Here is an 18,920-nt window from a genome sequence, read left to right as displayed (position 1 = left end):
GAGCTTTGTGATATTTCTTTGCACCAGCCATTGCGCCATTACACTGATATTCACACAGATCCGGACGATTAGATACGGTAACGCGTCCAAGCTCGCGCTCATAACCGCAAGCTTCAAATGCGTCTCCAATCTCTCTGGAAATAATGCTAAGTAACTTTTCCATATAAAAACCATACCTTTCTCAAATTGTTTGTAAGATCAAAAGTGGAAAAAGATGCTGCCGAAATTCAACAACATCTTTTTCTTAAAATTTTATTTTACGTCCTTCATGCTGAAGCTGAATCTGCCCATCTTATCCTTACCAAGGCATACAACCTTTACAACCTGTCCTAAGGAAAGAACATCCTCAACCTTCTCTACACGCTTATCAGACATCTTGGAGATATGAACCATACCCTCTTTGCCTGGTGCGAACTCAAGGAATGCGCCGAAGTCCTTGATACTGATAACAGTACCCTCAAGAACCTGTCCCTCTTCGAAATCGCTAGTGATGATTTCAATGGTCTTCATTGCCTTTGCAATCATATCGGCATCTGTACCACAGATAGAAACATTTCCATCATCTGTGATATCAATCTTTACGCCAGTTTCAGCGATGATACGATTGATTACCTTACCCTGCTTTCCAACAACATCACCGATTGTAGCTGGATCAATAGTCATCATCTCGATCTTCGGTGCATACTTTCCAACTGTCTGTCTCGGCTCTGCGATTGCCTTGGACATAACCTCATCCATGATATAGAATCTTGCTTCTCTTGTTCTTGCAATTGCCTCCTCAATGATGGCTCTTGTCAGACCATGAATCTTGATATCCATCTGGATTGCAGTGATACCCTTATGAGTACCTGCTACCTTAAAGTCCATATCGCCAAAGAAGTCCTCAAGACCCTGAATATCAGTCAAAACGATGTAATCATCATCGGTATCGCCAGTAACAAGACCACAGGAAATACCTGCAACCATAGCCTTAAGCGGAACACCTGCTGCCATAAGTGCCATACAGGATGCACAAATGGAAGCCTGAGATGTAGAACCATTAGACTCGAATGTCTCAGATACGGCACGAATTGCATATGGGAACTCTTCTGCTGATGGAAGAACCGGAACAAGTGCTCTCTCAGCCAGTGCGCCATGACCGATCTCACGTCTTCCCGGACCTCTGGAAACCTTTGTCTCTCCTACAGAATAAGCCGGGAAATTATACTGATGCATGTAGCGCTTGCTTGTCTCGTTCTCATCAAGACCATCAATCTTTTGTGCCTCTGAAAGCGGTGCCAGTGTAACAACATCACAAATCTGAGTCTGTCCTCTGGTGAACATAGCGGAACCATGTGCTCTAGGAATCATGTCAATCTCTGCTGCAAGCGGACGAATCTGAGTGATTGCTCTGCCGTCTGGTCTCTTGTGATCCTTTAAGATCATCTTGCGGACAGTCTTTTTCTGATACTTATAGAGAGCCTCACCGAGCATTGGAATCCACTCTGGATGTGTCTCCTCATAACGCTCCTTTAATTTCTCCTTTAATACACGGATATTCTCCTCACGAACCTGCTTCTCATCTGTGAATACAGCCTCTTCCATCTCTGGTCCCGGAATAAAGGAAGTCATATCCTCCCAAAGCTCTGCATCTACATCATATGACTGATAAGAATGCTTCGGCTTTCCACAATCTGCAACGATTGTATCGATAAAAGCAATAATCTTCTGATTGATTTCATGTGCAGCAAAAATAGCTTCGATCATCTTTGCTTCCGGAATCTCATTTGCACCGGCCTCGATCATGATAACCTTATCTCTTGTGGATGCAACAGTAAGCTCAAGATCAGATACTGCTCTCTGGGCGCTGGTTGGATTAAATACAAGCTCTCCGTCAACCATACCAACTCTTGTGCTGGCAGTCGGGCCATCAAATGGAATGTCAGAAATACAAGTTGCAATAGCAGAACCAAGCATTGCAGTGATCTCTGGGCTGCAGTCTGGATCAACACTCATAACCATGTTGTTTAATGTTACATCGTTACGGTAATCCTTCGGAAACAGCGGACGCATAGGACGGTCAATAACACGTGAGGTTAAAATTGCATGCTCGCTTGCCTTTCCCTCTCTTTTATTGAAGCCGCCTGGAATCTTTCCAACTGCGTACATCTTCTCCTCATACTCTACGCTAAGCGGGAAGAAATCAATGCCGTCTCTTGGCTCTTCTGATGCTGTTGCAGTAGATAATACAACGGTATCGCCATAATGCATAAATGCAGCGCCATTCGCCTGAGCTGCTACTCTGCCTACATCTACCGTAAGGGTACGGCCGCAGAGTTCCATAGAATAACTCTTATACATATTGTCCTCATTCCTGTGCATCTTTTTTGCACAACGTTTATCTTTTTTGCAGAAGGTGCCGAAACTACTAAACAGCAGATAAACAGCGCTTATCTGTTCTTGAGCGGTCTCGGAGCACTTCTGCCTTCAAATACGACCATGACAGCGACACTATTTTGTCATCATTTTCCATCGCTGTCTTGATACAAATATAGGGTGGATTTCTCCACCCTAATCGCTAAACTATTCAGAGCCCCTCGATTTTTTCTTTGAATCTGCTTGGCTCTTAATAGTTACAAATTACTTTCTAATACCTAACTTCTCGATTAAGGTACGGTAAGCCTCGATATCCTTGCTCTTTAAGTAGTCCAGCATACCTCTTCTCTGTCCTACCATCATCAGCAGACCTCTTCTGGAATGATGATCCTTCGGGTTCTCCTGAAGATGAGCGGTAAGCTCAGCGATACGTGCTGTTAAGATAGCGATCTGAACCTCCGGTGATCCGGTATCCTCTGGTGTTCTGCCGTAAGCAGCGATAATTTCAGCTTTCTTTTCCTTGGAAATCATTGTTAATTCCTCCTAATATTTTTATTCTGACCTTTGCCCAGGCAATGGTTGGAGTATCCTGTTGCTGGGGCATGGCGCACACATGTGATATACTATCACAGAAATTGCTCTTTGTCAAAGGTTTTTTCTTAATCTCCCATCACATTTTTCATTATGACAGGCGGACCATATTTCCAGCTGCTGACACAGATACCCTTTGACTCAGATGCTGCATGAATGATCTTGCCATTTCCAATATAAATTGCGACATGACCAATCACACCAGGGTAACGGCCGACATAGAATATCAAATCGCCAGGGCGAATCGTATCTTCATCAACAGTCATACCTACCTCTGCCTGCGCACCAGAAAACTCTGGAAGCTGCACGCCAAAGAGTTTATACAGACACATTGTGTAACCTGAGCAGTCCACACCGCCCTCTGCCGTCAGCTGCTTGCCTCCCCAGACGTAAGTGCCGCCATAATATTCAAATGCTTTTCGAATAAGATCCTGTCGAGTTTCTGATACACCATCAAGTGAGAAGTAAATTGCTTCATCAAGGAAATATCCTGTGTAAACTGTTTCTCTTTTTACATATCCGGACAGCTCCGTAACAGCTTCGATCTCAACCCAATCCTTTGTCTCTCCATTTATATCATAGCGCTCACCCTTTAAGAAGGTCGTAATAACGTCTGCACCTTCCTTTGGCTCATATAATGCATCAACAGAATCTGTCAGGATCTCTGCCATATATTTCATACTTGAAAGCGCAAGCTTTCTTGCTTTCTCTCCTGTCGTAACATACTCAGCAGAAACATAACCTGTCGCACCGCCAGACTCAATCTTCATCCAGCCGTCCTTTTCCTCTAAGATTTCTACGGCACAATTTTTGAAAATTACACCGCAAATCTCATAATCAGTTGACGGTCCTTTTCTCATATTCAAATAATTGCGCACACCAGTGATCATACCGAGATTTTTATACTTTTCAAGAACAGCTTCCTTTGCCTCTCGAACTTCTTCACTCTCAGTTGATTCTTCCTCTGTGCTTTCCTCTTCTGATTCTGACTCAGACTCATCTTCTTTTGTCTGACTTTCTGATTCAGAAGACATCTCCAGCTCTGACTCACTTTCAGACGTTTCCTCACTTTGTTTTTCCAAAACAGATTCCCCCTGTGAATCTTCGCCTGTATTTTTGTTATCAGACTCCTTTGTCTGTTCTTCTGTCTGTGTCACAACAGCAGCAGCCTCTGTTATCTTTGGCGGAATGGTCTGCGGTTTTTCTTTGTTTTTTTCAAGATAATACAAAGCTCCAAGGCTCATTACGCCTGCCAAAAATAATATTGTCAGCAGCACAGCTGCAATCAGAAGTCCATTGCCTGAGCCTTTACGCTTTTTCTTCGATGAATCCTTCCTTTTTGCCATCGTTTCCCCTCTCTTCAAAATAAGTAACGCATGCAAGGGTATCTTTTTTTAACTGCTCTTTTAGTGCATCAAGGCCAGAAAAGCGCACCTCTGGTCTCTCATAATGGAAGAGACTGACATCAATTTCCTCACCATACGCCATTTGGCTATATTGTAGCAGATGTGCTTCTAAAAGTAAATCAGATTTTGCGGCATCTTTTTCAACTGTTGGGCGATGACCAACATTTGTAATTGCCTGATATGTGTTTCCCCCAATCTTCACCTTTGAAAGATATACGCCTATTGGAACAAGCAGCTTATCTTCCGGCCAGACAAGATTCATTGTTGCAAAGCCTATAGTATGACCAATTGCTTTTCCGTGAATAACTGTACCACTAAGTGAAAACGGACGGCCTAGCATTTCACACGCATCCTCCATCTGTCCCTCACTGATGCATGCACGAATCCTGCTGCTGCTGATTGGCTCTCCTTTATAAGAGACCTTATCAAACACTTCAAATTCATAACCACATAAGGATGACATTTTTTCTAAAAGTGCTACATTTCCTTTTCGCTCATAGCCAAAACAAAAATCTGGTCCTGCTGCAACAAATGCCGCGCAAAGTTTTTTACATAAAATTTCCTGGATAAAATCTTTTGGCGCAGTATGGCGAACCTTTTCGGTAAATGGATATTCAATGAGATAATCTATTCCATAAGCTTCTAGAAATTTCTTTTTCTCATCGTTTGGTGTCAGCTGACGCACATCCTCACGTCCCGGAATTGGCGGCACAAAAAATGTGAACACTACAGTCTTTAGTCCCTGCTTTTTCTTTTCAAGCAAAGCATTTAAAAGACGCTGATGACCTTTATGGATTCCGTCGAATTTACCAAGCGTGACCGCGGTCTTCTCTGTGATTTGAAAATCCTCTGTATTGCAAATTACCTGCATCGTTGGTCTCCTTTTCTTTATCGCTGCCTGGTATTAATTTCGATAGAATATTTTTACAGGCTTCAGTAAACGACTGCTTTTGTCAAGATGATATACACCTATAAATTCGTCTAGTCCATTATTATTTAGATACAGGCGCACGCAAATATCATGACTGCAAACATCTATAGATGCCTCTTGTAACCCCAAAACAGCATTACTGCCTATCACATTTCCATTTTTGAGCTGTTTTTCAAATTCGTTTGATGCGATTACTTTTGGAAAATGACCAAGGGCAGTGTCAATGCTAATTAAGCGGCTCTCCAGTTCATTTTTATCGGCAAGCTCTTTTATTTTTTCGAGTGTCAATGCCTGTTCTTTTGAAAATCCACCTGCAATAACTCTTGTTAAACTGCTCATGCAGGCTTCACAGCCAAGCTTTTTTCCGATATCGACACAAAGTGTACGGATATATGTTCCGGCAGAGCAGGTGACAATAAAACGTGCCTTGTTGTCTTTTACAGATAAAACCTGAATATCCTTTAACGTGACTGGTACTGCCTTTCGCTCAACAATTTTTCCTTCTCTTGCAAGCTGGTACAATTTTTTTCCATCAATTTTCTTTGCTGAATACATAGGCGGTATCTGATCATAAGTTCCCCCAAAGGAACAAATTGCCTGTATAATCTCTTCCGGCGTTTTTGAAACATCATGTGTCTTTAAAACATTTCCCCAGATATCCTCCGTGTCTGTTTGAACACCAAATGTTACCTCTGCCTCGTAAGTTTTCCAGTGATCCGGCAATAGATCAAATGTCTTTGTTCCAAGACCTAATCCGACAGCCAGAACACCTTTGGCCTGCGGATCAAGTGTACCAGTATGACCAATTTTTTTCTGGTGCAAAATACCTCTAAGCTTTGCCACAACATCGTGTGAGGTATACCCCTGCTCCTTCCAGACTGCAATTAGTCCATTATAATGCTCTGCCTGCATAATCCTCCTTCGGAATGCGATTTACGATCTCCGTAATAATCTCATCCGGCTTCTTATGATAAAACGTGCATCCTGATGCACGAACATGACCTCCGCCGCCAAATGAAACTGCCAGCTCACTGACATTCACAACATGGTTTGAGCGGAAACTACATTTCCATACGCCCGACTCTATTTCATATAAGAATACTGCTGTGTCTACACCACGAATATTTCGAAGCTCACTTACAACGCTGTCAAGTTCTGCTGATGTAATATGAAATCTCTCCATCTCCTTAGTTTCCATATAAGACCATACGAAAAAGCCATCAAGAAGCTGTGCGGCTTTAGATATTGCATAAGCGCTCGCCCTTGTTTCATTAAAGCTCTTCTCATAAAAAGTCTTCTGAATCAAATCAGTAAATGGAATGCCAAATGCAATCAGCTTTGCCGCGCGTGTAAGTGTATCTGGTGTTACATTGGAATATTGGAACACGCCAGTGTCGTGAACCATTCCTGTATAAAGACACATCGCCACGTTGTAGTTGATCTTATCTTCCTCGAAAAGTGTATAAAGTACCTCACATGCAGAACCGATCTCACCCTTTACATAATTGACATCACCAAAAACAGGATTACTTATATGGTGATCAATCATTACACGCTTCTTTGCACTGTCAAAAAGTTCTTTTCCTGCACCAATACGGTCTAAATCTGCACAATCAAGTGAATATACCACATCATATACCTCAGGCTTGACAGTATGACGAATAACTGCTGTATCTGGGAGCATATCAAAAACAGATGGATATGGCTCTAAGTACACGTCTGCCTCATAACCATAATTATCCTTTAAATAGTGATACAGGGCAAGACACGAGGAGATGCAATCTCCGTCTGGATGAAGATGGCCTACAATTGCCGTCTTCCTGACATTTGCAAACTCCGCACGCAGCATCTCTATTGTGTCGTTCGGGCGTTTTTCCATCGCTTATGCCTCCTTTCCCTCGGAGCTTTCTGCCGGCTCTTTAGCTGCAAGCTCATTTGCAACTGCATCAATCAGACCCGTCATATGAACACCATACTCGATGGACTGGTCTAACACAAAAGTAAGCTCTGGTGTGTTTCTCAAATTTACAGATGATGCAAGCATTCTTCTGATATAAGGCTTTGCATTCTTTAAACCTTCCATTGTGCTTTTTTGTGCTTCCTCGTTTCCTAAAACACTGATATAAGCCTTACAATACTTTAAGTCAGGCGTAACTTCTGCCATGACAACTGTTGTCATAGGATGGATTCTTGGATCTTTAATTTCCTGCTGGATAATACGGCTGAGTTCTCTCTGAACCTCAGCGTTAATTCTGATATTTTTAATACTATTTTTACGCATATTTTCTCCTTAACTATCTTTGAAAAGCCATGACATTGCTGCCATGGCTTTGTTTTGTTGCAGCTTATCTCGGAACCTCTTCCATGATATAAGCCTCTACGATATCATCAATCTGAATATCGTTGAACTTTTCAAACACAAGACCACACTCGTAGCCTTCCTTTACTTCCTTTACATCGTCCTTGAAACGCTTTAAGGATGCCAGTGAACCCTCGTAGATCTGCTCGCCTTCTCTGGAAATACGGATCTTGCAGCCTCTCTGGAACATACCATCTGTTACATAGGAACCAGCAATGTTTCCAACACCTGATGCCTTGAAGATCTGACGAACCTGTGCATGACCTATTACCTTCTCCTCGTAGATCGGATCAAGCATACCCTTCATAGCAGCTTCTACATCAGCGATTGCCTGATAGATAACACGGTACAGACGAATCTCAACCTTCTCGCGCTCTGCTACTGATTTTGCCATTGCATCTGGACGAATATTAAATCCGATAATGATTGCATTTGATGCAGATGCCAAAGATACATCAGACTCATTGATTGCACCAACACCACTGTGAATAATCTTAACAACAACTTCTTCATTAGACAGCTTCAATAAGGACTGCTTTACAGCCTCAACAGAACCCTGAACGTCAGCCTTAACGATCAAATTCAGTTCCTTTAAGCTTCCTTCCTTAATTTGGGAATTTAAGCTGTCAAGAGTAAGCTGTGTCTTTGTATCAGCCAAAAGCTTTTCTCTGTTCTCTTTAATAAAGGTCTCAGCAAAGCTTCTTGCCTCTTTCTCATTCTCAGTGTTGACAAAGATCTCACCTGCGTTTGGAACATCATTCAGACCAAGAATCTCAACTGGCATAGACGGAGTTGCTTCTTTTACTCTGCGTCCCTTGTCATCGATCATTGCACGAACCTTACCATAGCATGATCCTGCTGCAACATTGTCACCAACATGAAGTGTACCCTTCTGAACAAGGATTGTTGCAACTGGTCCACGGCCCTTATCAAGCTGTGCCTCGATTACAAGACCTCTTGCCTTACGATTTGGATTTGCCTTAAGATCCTTTAACTCTGCATCAAGCAAGATCATCTCAAGCAAGGTATCAATTCCCTCATGTGTCTTCGCAGATACTGGAACGAAGATGGTCTGACCACCCCAATCCTCTGCAATCAGCTCATACTCAGAAAGCTCCTGCTTTACACGCTCAATGTTTGCAGTTGGCTTATCAATCTTGTTTACTGCTACGATAATATCAACACCTGCTGCCTTTGCATGGTTAATCGCCTCGATTGTCTGCGGCATAACACCATCATCTGCTGCAACAACGAGTACAGCGATATCAGTTGCCTGAGCACCACGCATACGCATTGCTGTAAATGCCTCATGACCTGGTGTATCAAGGAATGTAATATCCTGTCCATTGCACTTAACCATATAAGCACCGATATGCTGTGTAATTCCGCCGGCCTCTCTTGAAATTACGTTAGTTGAACGAATAGCATCCAGTAAGGAGGTCTTACCATGGTCAACGTGACCCATAACGCAGACAACCGGAGGTCTTGAAACCTTTGTCTCTTCCGGATCATCTTCTTCACGAAGAAGTTCCTCAATTACGTCAACCTTTACTTCCTTCTCACAGATATAGTTAAACTCTAATGCAATTTCCTCTGCCTGCTCAAATGTCAGCTCAGCATTAATTGTCATCATGGTGCCCTTCATAAAGAGTGACTTTACGAGTGCTGCCGGCTGCAGCTTCATTGCTTCAGCTAACTCTGCCAGTGTTAAAGTCTCTGGAATTGTAATTGTCTTAATTCCGTCATCTTCTTCTGCCTTTGGCTGTGGCTCTGGCTTCTTACTGTTTTGCTGCTTCATCTTAGAGATATTGCGAGTATTCTCTGTGAATCTGGTATTCTTCTCCTGATTCTGTCTTTCCTTCTCGCGAATCTCACGCTCTTTCTTATTAAGACCTTTGCCGCCTCTTGCCTCGCTCTTGGTCATTCCTGTGCCCATAGAATCAAGATTTTCTCTCTCGGTTCTCTGGCCCCTTGCACCGTCACGTCTCTGACCGTAACCGCCCTGACCATTTCCGTCACGTCTCTGGCCATCTCTCTGACCGTAGCCGCCCTGACCGTTTCCGTCACGTCTCTGACCATAGCCGCCCTGATTATTTCCATCACGTCTCTGACCATCTCTCTGGCCATAGCCGCCTTCTCTTCTCTGACCGCCCTGGCCATTTCCATCACGTCTCTGACCGTCTCTCTGGCCATAGCCGCCTTCTCTTCTCTGACCGCCCTGGCCATTTCCATCGCGTCTTTGTCCATTCTGACCATTTCCGCCATCACGTCTGGAATTATCTCTTCTATTTCCATCGTTTGTGGATCTTGAATCATTTCTGTCGTTTTTTGTATTTTCTCTTGTCATAGTCTCCTTCGGTGCCTCAGTCTTTGCCATCTCCTGTGCTTTTTCTGCCGGCTTTGTGCTCTCTGTTCTCTCAGCAGCCTTTTCCTGCTTATCGACAGACTTTTCTGCCTTGTCACCTTCCGGCTTCTTCGCACTGTCTGGACGCTTCTTTTTAGAAATTGGCTTTGTGCTGTTTTCCGGATGAAACAACAGACGAAGCTTCTTCTTTGGTGCGCCATCCTTGTCAGCTGCAGCATCAGCTGACTCTGCTGGCTTTTTGAATGCCTTACGCACTTCTTCTACCATTGTATCCTGAAGCATAGTTGCTCTTGTTACACCACTCATACCCTTGCTGGAGCATAAGCTGATAATTTCACTTTCTTCTCTTTTTAATTCCTTGGCTAAATCATGGATGTTCAGTTTTGCCATAAATGTATCACCGACCCTTTTCTTTACTTATTGTCCAACTGTTTCTCTATTGCTTTCGCAAAACCGCCGTCAAGAACTGCAAGCGATGCGCGAAACTCCTTTCCGATTCCGTGACCGAGCAGTTCCTTCTGCGAGTAACATGCAAAAGGTACCTGATAATACTTACACATATCACTAAACTTCTTTTTCGTGTTATCAGAAGCATCCTCTGCCACAATAATCAGACGTGCCTTTCCTGTCTTCACTGCCTTTTCGGCTGCAAATTCGCCACTCGCAATTTTACCTGCGCGTTCTGCTAATCCCAAAAGGGATATTACTTTATCGTTCAATCTGCTCCAACTCCTTTTTCAGATCATCGTAGCATTGCTGCGAAACCTCTGTTTTTAAAGCTCGTTCAAGAGCTTTTTTCTTTCTGGCCAGCTCAAGACAAGCCATACTACTGCATATATATGCACCTCGTCCATTTTTCTTGCCAGTCAGATCAAATCCAATCGTTACCCTTTCAGGATCCTCACTCGGTGAGCAAACGATACGGATCAGTTCCTTTTTACTTTTTCTTTCCCCGCATCCCACACACTGACGCATCGGAATTTTTTTTACAGCGGCCACTCTATCACCTCTTATTCCTGAACCTCGTTGTCCTGTGCTGTCTCATCGGACTGCTCAGTTTCTTCTGCTGCGCTAAAGTCGATCTCATCAAACAGACCTTCCTCCTCAGCCTGGCTCTCACTCTTGATATCAATCTTATAGCCTGTCAGCTTTGCAGTCAGACGTGCGTTCTGACCTGCCTTGCCAATAGCAAGTGACAGCTGGCTATCTGGAACTACAACAAGCGCTGAATGCTCATCATCATCAACTGCTACGAAAATAACCTTTGATGGGCTGAGTGCATTCTCAATAAACTGTGCTGCATTCTCATCCCAATTGATGATATCAATTTTCTCGCCGCCAAGCTCATCTACAACAGCATTTACACGAGAGCTGTTAACACCTACACATGCACCAACAGCATCTACGTTCTCATCATGAGAACAAACAGCCATCTTTGTTCTTGATCCAGCCTCTCTGCTGATTGCCTTGATCTCAACAGTTCCGTCCTTAATCTCGGCAACCTCAGCCTCAAACAATCTCTTTACTAACTCCGGACGAGAACGGGAAAGAAGAATCTTTGGTCCCTTCGGCAGATCCTTTACTTCTACGACATAGAACTTCATTCGGGTATTGACCTTATATTCCTCACCCTTAATCTGCTCGCCTGCCATTAAGGTAGCCTCTGCCTTTCCAAGATTTACACTGACATTTACTGTAGTTGACTTTCCATCCTCGCCTCTACGCTCAAAATGTCTTGAAATTACACCGCTTACTAAATCTCTCTCCATTAATTTATAGCGCTCATAAACAGCACGATTTTCTTCCTCTCGCAGCTTCTGAAGGATAATTGCTTTTGCAATCTGTGCAGCAATGCGGCCAAACTCCTTGGAATTTACCTTTACATAAACGGTAGAACCATAAACAGCCCTCTTGTCAAGAATCTTTGCATTAGGAAGACTGATCTGAGTCTGCTGATCTTCTACATTCTCTACTACTTCCTTTGCCATATTGATCTCATACTCGCCTGTATTGTAATCCATATTTACGACAATATTGTCGCTCTTTCCAAAATGATGCTTACAAGCCTGAACAAGTGACTCCTCGATTGCCTTTAAGACAACTTCCTTTCTGATATTCTTCTCTTTTTCAAGGACATTTAATGCTTCCATCAATTCCGTATTCATTATGTTCTCTTTCCTTTCTCTATTTCCTTATCCACTCTTCACAAAGCAATGCAATATGAGTGAATCGTTACCTTGCTTTTAGAAATCTAGCGCCAGACGAATCAACGCAATGTTGCTTCTTTCAAGCACCAGTGTTTTTTCATCCTCCAGCATAAGGGTAACGGTTGTCTTGTCGTATGCGTTAAGCAGCCCGGTATATTCCTTACAGCCTTCTACTGCACGAAACAGTCGAACTTCAACTTCTTCACCAATGCTTCTTGCAAAATCCTTATCCTTCTTTAATGGTCTTCCAAGACCCGGAGAGCTTACCTCTAAAATATAGCTTTCTTCAATACAGTCATCTGTATCTAAAATAGGATCTGCCTCACGGCTTACCACCTCACAGTCATCTACTGCGATACCGCCCTCTTTGTCAATGTAGACACGCAGATACCAGCTTCCTGCCTCTTTAACATACTCCACATCAACCAGCTCAAATCCATGCTTCTGTGTGATCGGCAAAAACAGATTTTCTGCATATGCTTCAATCTCTTCTTTTCTTCTCATACTCCTGCCCTTTCCCGCCGCAAGCCTAATTCTTGCCGTTTGCTGCAGCGTATCTGCCTGTTTTGCAACTACTCTCTGAATAGTTATATTTTCTTGTGGGTATTTACATAGAAAGAGTGGACTCGCAAGCCCACTCTTTACCATAAAAACCTATATAACCTTTATAACATATATTTTCCTAAAGGTCAAGTGTTTTTTAGTCTCCAATAATGTTTACAACACGAACAGGTTCAGTACTGTAATTGTATTTACTGATAGTTACCTGACCAAGAGACAAAGCTGCATGAAGAATTTTGCCGTCTCCAAGATACATAACAACGTGATCAATTGTTCCTGTTGCATCAGCATAAAACAAAAGATCGCCTGGCTTTGCTTCGTTAAGTGTAATTTGTGTGCCTCTTGTTGCCTGCTCACGCGATGTTCTCGGAAGAGAAAAACCTGCACTCGCATAACACTGCTGTACGAAGCTTGAACAGTCAATTCCTCCTGTCAGACTCGTTCCTCCATACACATATGGTGTTCCAATATACTGCTCACCAAATGTTAAGATCTGCTGACGTGTCGGAGAACAATCTGAAATGCTGCTCCACGGAATTGCCTCAACAAGATAAAAGCCTGTCTTTACATAGTCATCATTTATATAACCATATGTACTGTTAAATGCAATTTTCAGCCAGTCTCCGTCTTTTTCTTCCACTATCTGCTTTTCGTTTGCATTAAGTGTCGTCCAAACCTCATACTCAAGACCAGGACCGCTTCTGACATTTAGTTTTTCCGTTGTCACCTCAACCATCTGCATACAGTGCTCAAGTGCAACTTCCTTTGCCTCTTCACCTGTCACACAATTTTCAGACCAAATATAGCCATCAATACCGCCAGAGCTTATGTGCCACCAGCCGTTTCCCATATCCTCAACAAGCTCACCACCGGAATACTTTGTCAGCTTTCCGATAATAGTACCGTCTGTTGTTGGCTGATTTCTTACATTTAGATACGTATTGACTTTTGATGCAATAAACATATTCGTATAATGATTCCACACATCCTCGCGCGGATCTTCATGTTTTTTTACTGTTTTTTCTGCCTCAGAAGCCTTTGTGGCATCCTCTGTTTTTTCCTCTAAAGATGTCTCTTCGCTTTCTGCAACTTCCTTTTTGCTCTCGCTCTCAATAGTCTGCTTCAAATTTTGCTCTGCAAGTGTCTGCTGTTCATTTTGTTCAATTGCATCCTTTGTTTCCTCAGCCGAAGATAAGGAAGGCTTTTTGCCTTCAAAGATGCCAAATCCATTTGTCACATGAAAAGCAGCCGCTGCCACTGCAATAAGTGCCCAAATCACTACAATAACTAACACAATTTTTGTCATACGCTTGTTGCGGCGACGACGTTTTATTTCTTTTTCCTTGCGTCTTCGAAATTCTGCCATCCGAGGGGTTTCCTCATACTCTGGTCTTTTGTGCTCCATGAATCTCACCTTTCTGATGCTGCCCTGCAATACATAACCATCTGCTGCTTACTTTACCTGTTCAGGCTTGGCATCTCTTTTCTTCTTTGTAAGCTTGCTTAGTTCAATTTTTCTTCCCTGAACTTCTGCAAAAACTTTTTCTTTTGCATCAAAGGAATCAGCAAATACAACCTCTTCCCCCTCTTCTAGTTTCAATGCTCTTGTACCTGCTGCAGTTTTTTTCTGAAGCGGAACCTCTTCTGTTGAAAATTTAATTGCATGCTTTTTATTTGTCACAACTGCGACAAGCTCTTTTGAAGCATCTAAAATCGCAACAAGCGCATCGCCTTCTCCAAGCTTCGCCGCTGCGATCATTTTCTTTATGCTGATCAGCTCTGCTCCCAATGTCTTTCTAACCAAACCATTCTTTGTCACAAAAAGGAGTGTCTTTTCCTTCATGTCCTCATCGCTAAATACTGTTAGAATTGTTTCATCAGCACTGCTGTAGTTACACAAATTGTCAATCGGCGCACCCTTATCCTTGACCTTTCCAAGCGGAATTGCATCAGCCTTCAAATAATGAAGAATACCTTCCTTTGTGAATACAGCAAGACGTGAGTTTGTCTTGCATGGCACAAAACGCACATTTTCGCTGCGAAGCTGTTCCTCATTTTTATCAAACAGCGCCTTATCTACAAGCTTTACATAGCCAAAACGGTTCATAACAAATACGACATCTGACACTACAGCCGGCTCTTCTTCAAATACAGCAAGAGATGCATTTGTAACTTTTGTGCGTCTTGGCACCTGATAATGTTCACGTATGCTGTCTAATTCCTTTTCGATTGTCTGATACATAGCCTTTTTGCTGCCTAAAATGCGCTCATATGAAGCAATCTTTGCAATCGTCTTTTTATGTTCGTCCAAAAGTGCCTGTAACTCAAGTCCAATTAGTTTGGATAAGCGAAGCTCCAAGATAGCAGTTGCCTGTGCCTCTGTAAACAAAAGCTTTGCAGCCTGTCTGCGTGATTTTTCAGTGCGGAAATTGATACCCTCTGTGATTCCTTCTGACAGACATGCCTTTGCCATCTTTAAAGTCTTACTTCCGCGGATAATTTCAATAATCAAATCTATCACATCAACTGCACGAATAAGACCTTCCTGAATTTCTCGCTTGTTTTTCTCTTTCTCAAGAAGACTTGTATATTTTCTTGTGTTAATATCAACAAGAAACTGAATGTGGTGTGTCAGAACTTCCTTTAAGCCAAGAACCTCTGGTCTTCCATCTACAATAGCAAGCATATTGACACCAAATGTGTCCTCTAACTTTGTTTTCTTATAAAGACCGGCAAGTATACGCTCTGCATCAGCACCCTTTTTCAGCTCGATCTCAATGCGAATACCTTCTTTTGAGGACTGATTTGAAATGTCCACGATATCCGGAAGCTTTCTCGACTCTGCAAGTGCTGCCACATCGCTAAGGAATTTTCCAATATTGGCACCGACCATTGTATAAGGAATCTCCGTAATTACAATTTTGTCACGGTCGCTCTTTCTTTTTCCGCGCACAATCTCTGCTTTGCCGCGTATTCTTATTTTCCCTCGTCCTGTCTCATAAATAGAAAGCAGCTCGTCCTTGTTTGTCACAATACCGCCAGTCGGAAAATCAGGTCCCTCAATAATATCTAACAAATCTGCCGTAGTCGCATTAGGAAATTCCATCAGCAACTTTTCTGCATTTATGATCTCTCCTAAATTATGCGGCGGTGTACTTGTCGTCATACCAACTGCAATACCTTCGGAACCGTTAATTAAAAAGTTCGGAACACGAACAGGAAGAACAGATGGCTCTTTTTCTGTCTCATCAAAGTTTGGAACAAAATCCACAATATTCTTATCCAGATCTGCCAGATACACTTCCTGTGTAAACTTCTTTAAGCGTGCCTCTGTGTAACGCATTGCCGCAGCACCGTCGCCCTCTATGGAACCAAAATTTCCATGTCCGTCAACAAGTGCCATTCCCTTCTTGAAATCCTGAGAAAGTACAACAAGTGCATCATAGATGGAGGAATCACCGTGAGGATGATATTTACCCATCGCATCACCGACAATACGCGCTGATTTTCGATGCGGCTTGTCTGCATTTAAGCCTAACTCATCCATCGCAAATAGAACTCTTCTTTGAACAGGCTTCAATCCGTCTCTGACATCTGGAACTGCACGCGCCGTGATAACGGACATCGAGTAGTTTATGAAGGATTTTCGCATTTCTGACGAATATTCCGTTGTAATGATTGTTTCTGCCATTTATATTAAATTCCATACCTTTCTTAGTATTTTGTGTATTATAATGCCTACGAATTGCTCCGTTGCTACGCAACTCTCGCAATTCTAAAAAACCTTCGGATTCGCTAATTTTAGTAAGAAACAGCCCATCCGCGCCTATCATGCGCAAAACCGCCCTGTCGGGCTTAATCTCTGCTTCGCAGCTGTTTTGCTTATGAGGCGGCGCTCCTTTCTAGCACACCATTCAGAAAAAACATGCAAGCATGTTTTATTCTGAACGACTGTGCTAGAATGAGCTGTTAAATCATATATCAAGCTGTGCTTCGCGGCCATGCTTATGGATAAATTCTCTTCGCGGCTCAACATCGCTTCCCATCAAAAGCTCTGTCATCTCGTTTGCAAGTCTGGCATCTTCGATTTCGACACGTTTTAAGCAACGGCTCTCTGGGTTTAATGTTGTCTCCCACAGCTGGGACGCATCCATCTCTCCAAGTCCCTTATAACGCTGCAAAGTGAAATCTTTATGCGTTTTTCTGTATTTATCAAGCGCAATGTCATCATAAAGATACTGTTCCTGACCGCGCTTTGGCACTGCCTTATAAAGCGGAGGCATTGCGATATAAACATGACCCTCCTGAATCAGTTCCGGCATAAAGCGGTAGAAAAATGTCATTAAAAGCGTACTGATATGCTCACCATCGACATCGGCATCGGCCATGATAATAATTTTGTCATAGCGAAGCTTAGAAATATCAAAGTCGTTTCCATATCCTTCTGAGAAACCACAGTTAAATGCCTGAACCATGGATTTAATTTCTGCATTTGCAAGCACCTTGTCAATAGATGCCTTTTCTACATTTAAGATTTTTCCTCTGATTGGAAGAATCGCCTGATAACGTCTGTCTCTGGCAGTCTTTGCCGAACCGCCTGCTGAATCTCCCTCTACGATAAAAATCTCACAAAGACTGCTGTCTTTGCTCTCACAGTTTGCAAGCTTTCCATTTCCATCAAATGAATATTTTTGCTTTGTCAGCAGATTAGACTTTGCCTTTTCCTCTGCCTTTCTGATCTTTGCAGATTTTTCTGCACAGCCAATAATACTCTTTAGCACCTCAACATGCTTATCAAAGTAAAGCTCTAGCTGCTCTCCTGTTACGTTAATTACTGCCTTTGAAGCATCCTGACTTCCAAGCTTTGTCTTTGTCTGGCCCTCAAAAATAGGATCTGGATGCTTAATTGCAATAATGGCAGTCATACCGCAGCGCGTATCTGGTCCTGTAAATTTTGCAGGATCCTTTAAAATGCCAAGCTCTTTTGCATAGCTGTTTATTTCCTGCGTGAATTTTGTCTTAAAACCAGTCAGATGTGTTCCGCCGTCTGTATTGTAAATATTGTTGCAATAGCTAAGAAGCTTTTCTTCAAACAGATCCACAAACTGGAATGCAACTGTTACCTCTATTCCATCACTCATTCCTGTATAGGTGATAATATCATGAACTGTTTCCTTGCCCTTATTCAGCTCGCGGATATAAGCAGAAATTCCATCTGGCTCATAATAGGTAATACTCTCCTCCTCACCGCTTCGCTTGTTATTAAAGACAATTTCCAGACCTGGATTTAAATAAGTTGTCTCATGCAGACGACTCATAATTGACTGTGCTGAAAAACGTGTTCGCTCAAAAATTTCAGCATCTGGCTTAAAATTAATCCATGTTCCAGTTTCCTTTGTTCTTCCTTTTTTCGGGAGAAGGCCGTCCTTTAGTTCAATTACCGGCGTTCCTCTCTCATATTTATCATAATAAACCCATCCGTCTTTTGCGATATGGATCTCCAAATATTCAGAAAGTGCATTGACAACGGAAGATCCTACACCATGAAGTCCTCCGCTTGTTTTATATGCTATATTATCAAATTTACCTCCTGCATGCAGCGTCGTAAAAATAACACGCTCTGCAGATACACCAAGCTTGTGACGATCAACAGGAATACCACGGCCACTGTCCTTTACCGTAACAGATCCATCATTTTCCAATGTCACCTCTATATGATTACAAAAACCTGCCAAATGCTCATCAACGGCATTGTCTACAATCTCATATACCAAATGGTTTAAACCAGAGACAGATACGCCTCCTATATACATACCTGGACGCTTGCGGACTGCTTCAAGTCCCTCAAGCACCGTAATACTGTCTGCATTGTATGCGTCTTTTTTTGCCATCTATATTTCCTTCCTTATCTCATCATCTCAATCATCTCTTATGTCCGTTAATTTTATACCATTGAGTGATTCTTTCTGTCAAGCTGTTTTCCGAATGGGATGTCCCGCAAATTGGAACTTTCCACTCATTTATACTTGTTTTATGAACTTATGTTTGGTTTTATTCTCAAAAAAAATGCTCTGCAACTGCAGAGCACAACAGCTTGTAGGAGAATCGAACTCCTGTTTTCGCCGTGAGAGGGCGACGTCTTAAC

General features: G+C 42.6%; 15 protein-coding genes and 1 pseudogene. All 16 read right to left on the bottom strand.

All coding sequences use genetic code 11. The features are described 5' to 3' along the window. Positions 1-163, bottom strand: a pseudogene (locus WJP93_RS00625) (hypothetical protein); the annotation flags it as partial. 89 nt (positions 164-252) lie between these two features. Further along, the gene (locus WJP93_RS00620) at positions 253-2,340 is read right to left on the bottom strand and encodes a polyribonucleotide nucleotidyltransferase (protein WP_337546275.1); all 2,088 of its coding nucleotides are present in this window, start codon (positions 2,338-2,340) and stop codon (positions 253-255) included. A gap of 279 nt (positions 2,341-2,619) precedes the next feature. Continuing rightward, complete coding sequence (rpsO, locus tag WJP93_RS00615; RefSeq protein ID WP_066562284.1) at positions 2,620-2,886, bottom strand: 30S ribosomal protein S15; 267 nt, start codon at positions 2,884-2,886, stop codon at positions 2,620-2,622. A gap of 128 nt (positions 2,887-3,014) precedes the next feature. Beyond that, on the bottom strand, positions 3,015-4,292 hold the full coding sequence (locus WJP93_RS00610; RefSeq protein WP_337546273.1) for an NlpC/P60 family protein: 1,278 nt from the start codon (positions 4,290-4,292) through the stop codon (positions 3,015-3,017). Beyond that, entirely contained in the window at positions 4,255-5,223 is a 969-nt protein-coding gene (locus WJP93_RS00605) for a bifunctional riboflavin kinase/FAD synthetase (RefSeq protein WP_337546272.1), read from the bottom strand. Before WJP93_RS00605 ends, WJP93_RS00610 begins: the two co-directional genes overlap by 38 nt. Before the next feature lie 33 nt (positions 5,224-5,256). After that, the gene (truB, locus tag WJP93_RS00600; RefSeq protein ID WP_337546271.1) at positions 5,257-6,195 is read right to left on the bottom strand and encodes a tRNA pseudouridine(55) synthase TruB; all 939 of its coding nucleotides are present in this window, start codon (positions 6,193-6,195) and stop codon (positions 5,257-5,259) included. Beyond that, positions 6,176-7,162, bottom strand: coding sequence for a bifunctional oligoribonuclease/PAP phosphatase NrnA (locus tag WJP93_RS00595; RefSeq protein ID WP_262537447.1), 987 nt, complete (start codon positions 7,160-7,162; stop codon positions 6,176-6,178). The genes truB and WJP93_RS00595 overlap by 20 nt, the downstream gene beginning before the upstream one ends. A 3-nt stretch (positions 7,163-7,165) precedes the next feature. Beyond that, positions 7,166-7,564 (bottom strand): 30S ribosome-binding factor RbfA, encoded by a 399-nt coding sequence (gene rbfA / locus WJP93_RS00590; RefSeq protein WP_066562294.1) that lies wholly within the window; start codon positions 7,562-7,564, stop codon positions 7,166-7,168. Positions 7,565-7,628: 64 nt separating this feature from the next. Then, on the bottom strand, positions 7,629-10,397 hold the full coding sequence (gene infB, locus WJP93_RS00585) for a translation initiation factor IF-2 (protein WP_337546268.1): 2,769 nt from the start codon (positions 10,395-10,397) through the stop codon (positions 7,629-7,631). A gap of 23 nt (positions 10,398-10,420) precedes the next feature. Beyond that, entirely contained in the window at positions 10,421-10,726 is a 306-nt protein-coding gene (locus tag WJP93_RS00580; RefSeq protein WP_066562296.1) for a ribosomal L7Ae/L30e/S12e/Gadd45 family protein, read from the bottom strand. Then, positions 10,716-11,006: a YlxR family protein gene (locus WJP93_RS00575; RefSeq protein WP_227099967.1), complete on the bottom strand. Its 291-nt coding sequence runs from the start codon at positions 11,004-11,006 to the stop codon at positions 10,716-10,718. Before WJP93_RS00575 ends, WJP93_RS00580 begins: the two co-directional genes overlap by 11 nt. 11 nt (positions 11,007-11,017) lie before the next feature. After that, positions 11,018-12,172, bottom strand: coding sequence for a transcription termination factor NusA (gene nusA, locus WJP93_RS00570; protein WP_337546263.1), 1,155 nt, complete (start codon positions 12,170-12,172; stop codon positions 11,018-11,020). Positions 12,173-12,250: 78 nt separating this feature from the next. Further along, on the bottom strand, positions 12,251-12,718 hold the full coding sequence (rimP, locus tag WJP93_RS00565; protein ID WP_118612123.1) for a ribosome maturation factor RimP: 468 nt from the start codon (positions 12,716-12,718) through the stop codon (positions 12,251-12,253). Positions 12,719-12,914: 196 nt separating this feature from the next. Further along, positions 12,915-14,180, bottom strand: coding sequence for an NlpC/P60 family protein (locus tag WJP93_RS00560; protein WP_118612116.1), 1,266 nt, complete (start codon positions 14,178-14,180; stop codon positions 12,915-12,917). Between the two features lie 48 nt (positions 14,181-14,228). After that, the gene (locus WJP93_RS00555) at positions 14,229-16,466 is read right to left on the bottom strand and encodes a DNA topoisomerase (ATP-hydrolyzing) (protein ID WP_337546258.1); all 2,238 of its coding nucleotides are present in this window, start codon (positions 16,464-16,466) and stop codon (positions 14,229-14,231) included. Positions 16,467-16,749: 283 nt separating this feature from the next. Continuing rightward, positions 16,750-18,666, bottom strand: a complete 1,917-nt coding sequence (locus WJP93_RS00550) for a DNA gyrase subunit B (RefSeq protein WP_337546256.1) — start codon at positions 18,664-18,666, stop codon at positions 16,750-16,752. Between the last annotated feature and the right edge of the window lie 254 nt (positions 18,667-18,920).

The sequence above is a fragment of the Anthropogastromicrobium sp. genome (assembly GCF_037349415.1).
Lineage (GTDB): Bacteria > Bacillota > Clostridia > Lachnospirales > Lachnospiraceae > Anthropogastromicrobium > Anthropogastromicrobium aceti.
This window is presented reverse-complemented; position numbering and strand designations above follow the sequence as displayed.

What these genes read in the sequence shown, in the direction of transcription:
- WJP93_RS00560 (WP_118612116.1), bottom strand. Translation starts at nt 14,180, where the DNA reads ATGGAGCACAAAAGACCAGAGTATGAGGAAACCCCTCGGATGGCAGAA.
- WJP93_RS00595 (WP_262537447.1), bottom strand. Translation starts at nt 7,162, where the DNA reads ATGGAAAAACGCCCGAACGACACAATAGAGATGCTGCGTGCGGAGTTT.
- nusA (WP_337546263.1), bottom strand. Translation starts at nt 12,172, where the DNA reads ATGAATACGGAATTGATGGAAGCATTAAATGTCCTTGAAAAAGAGAAG.
- WJP93_RS00550 (WP_337546256.1), bottom strand. Translation starts at nt 18,666, where the DNA reads ATGGCAAAAAAAGACGCATACAATGCAGACAGTATTACGGTGCTTGAG.
- WJP93_RS00610 (WP_337546273.1), bottom strand. Translation starts at nt 4,292, where the DNA reads ATGGCAAAAAGGAAGGATTCATCGAAGAAAAAGCGTAAAGGCTCAGGC.
- WJP93_RS00605 (WP_337546272.1), bottom strand. Translation starts at nt 5,223, where the DNA reads ATGCAGGTAATTTGCAATACAGAGGATTTTCAAATCACAGAGAAGACC.
- WJP93_RS00555 (WP_337546258.1), bottom strand. Translation starts at nt 16,466, where the DNA reads ATGGCAGAAACAATCATTACAACGGAATATTCGTCAGAAATGCGAAAA.
- rpsO (WP_066562284.1), bottom strand. Translation starts at nt 2,886, where the DNA reads ATGATTTCCAAGGAAAAGAAAGCTGAAATTATCGCTGCTTACGGCAGA.
- WJP93_RS00620 (WP_337546275.1), bottom strand. Translation starts at nt 2,340, where the DNA reads ATGTATAAGAGTTATTCTATGGAACTCTGCGGCCGTACCCTTACGGTA.
- infB (WP_337546268.1), bottom strand. Translation starts at nt 10,397, where the DNA reads ATGGCAAAACTGAACATCCATGATTTAGCCAAGGAATTAAAAAGAGAA.
- rbfA (WP_066562294.1), bottom strand. Translation starts at nt 7,564, where the DNA reads ATGCGTAAAAATAGTATTAAAAATATCAGAATTAACGCTGAGGTTCAG.
- rimP (WP_118612123.1), bottom strand. Translation starts at nt 12,718, where the DNA reads ATGAGAAGAAAAGAAGAGATTGAAGCATATGCAGAAAATCTGTTTTTG.
- truB (WP_337546271.1), bottom strand. Translation starts at nt 6,195, where the DNA reads ATGCAGGCAGAGCATTATAATGGACTAATTGCAGTCTGGAAGGAGCAG.